1 protein-coding gene is annotated in these 859 nt (G+C 57.4%); it reads right to left on the bottom strand.

Translation table 11 applies throughout. The annotated features are described in order from the left end of the window. The coding region (locus VZ95_RS20000) for an IMP dehydrogenase (protein WP_045777431.1) at positions 1-511 on the bottom strand (511 nt) is incomplete at its 3' end. Positions 512-859 lie beyond the last annotated feature (348 nt).

Genomic DNA, 859 nt, shown 5'->3' with positions numbered 1-859 from the left:
GCTTGGCTTCGTCCTTGGTGACGCCTTCGGGCACCGTAATCAGCTTATCCTTGGTCATCAGTTCGGAAACCGGCTGGCCAGGGTTGGTTGCGAAGCGCACATCGCGATTGGTGAGAATCCCGACGAGCTTACCCTTGGGCTGCTCGACGACGGGAATACCGCTGATTCTGAATTCAGCCATCAGCGCCAGCGCGTCGGCCAGGGTGCTTTCCGGCGTGATGGTAACGGGATCGACGACCATACCGCTTTCGAACTTTTTCACCCGGCGCACTTCGGCGGCCTGACGGGTGAGGTCCATATTGCGGTGAATAATCCCCATGCCGCCCATCTGGGCCATCGCAATCGCAACGCCGCTTTCCGTTACGGTATCCATTGCCGCAGAGAGCAGGGGAATTCCCAGGCGGATTTCTTTGGTCACGCGCGTTGAGGTATCGGCATTGGCTGGCATAATCGCCGAGGCGGCCGGTTCCAACAAAACATCATCGAATGTAAAGGCTTCGCGCAAGATCATGGCGGGGCGGCTCCATCTACCTAATACGGCCCGGCCAAATCCGCCCCTCGTTGCGCTGAAACTAACCCCAAGCAATAGGGGGGTGCGCCGGTGCTGCATAATACATATTGCGGTTCCGCTGCCAAGCCCCCGTGTTATGCAGCAACGGAGGCAGTCCCATGCAGCCCCGACACAGCGCGGTGGAAGGCCAATTCATCAGGACTCATTGGGGGGAACTTGTTGCGCGACTTTTGGTCACGATGATGAAATATTAATTGTTATATAGACAAGCATAAGTCGCCCCCATAAGATGCGGCCACGATAAGTGGGGGGCTACTGTCGCCGACCGAAAGGTCATCGCGACCCATT

Origin of the sequence: Elstera litoralis (assembly GCF_000963705.1) — a bacterium.
Lineage (GTDB): Bacteria > Pseudomonadota > Alphaproteobacteria > Elsterales > Elsteraceae > Elstera > Elstera litoralis.
Note: the sequence above shows the minus strand (reverse complement) of the source record. Positions and strands in the feature narration are given on the sequence as shown.